We start from the raw sequence: 692 nt of genomic DNA on the forward strand, positions 1-692 counted from the left end.
CGCTTGGCGGCGCGGCGCTCTGCCCGGTTGCCGCCCTCCCCGGCGGCGGGTGCGGCCTGGGCCGCGGCACCCGCAGGGCGCTGGGTGACCGAGCCGTCCTCGCTGGGGGCGCTGTAGGTCATCTGGCGGGCCCGGCGCGCCGCCTCGGCGACCGCCTCGGTCAAGCCGGGCAGGCCCCGCGGCGCGGCCGGGGCGCCGTCACCGTCGGCACCGGCGGCCTGCGCCTGCGCCGCAGCGTCCGGGACCTGGATCTCGGCGTTGAAGAGGAACCGCACCGCGTCCTCCTTGATCGCCTCCATCATCGCCTGGAACAGCTGGTAGCCCTCCCGCTGGTACTCCACGAGCGGCTCCCGCTGCGCCATCGCCCGCAGCCCGATGCCCTCCTTGAGGTAGTCCATCTCATAGAGGTGCTCGCGCCACTTGCGGTCCAGCACCTGCAGCACGATCTTGCGCTCGGCCTCGCGCATGACCTCCTCGCCGACCGCCTGCTCCCGCTCGTCGTAGGCGTGCTGGGCGTCGGAGCTGAGCGCCTCGACCACGCCTTCCCGGTGCTGCCCGGTGGCCGCCAGCTGCTCCTCGGTGAGGGTGACCGGCCACACCGCGCGCAGCTCACCGAGCAGCCCGGCCAGGTCCCAGTCCTCCACCGGGCCCGGCTGGGCGGCGGCCGCGACGGTGGTCTGCACGACGTCGTT

The 692-nt window shown here is 75.0% G+C and carries 1 pseudogene; it reads right to left on the reverse strand.

Annotated elements, in window-relative coordinates:
* Positions 1-683, reverse strand: a pseudogene (locus tag GFJ45_RS16195) (preprotein translocase subunit SecA); the annotation flags it as partial.
* Between the last annotated feature and the right edge of the window lie 9 nt (positions 684-692).

It is taken from the genome of Ornithinicoccus halotolerans, assembly GCF_009602535.1.
Lineage (GTDB): Bacteria > Actinomycetota > Actinomycetes > Actinomycetales > Dermatophilaceae > Ornithinicoccus > Ornithinicoccus halotolerans.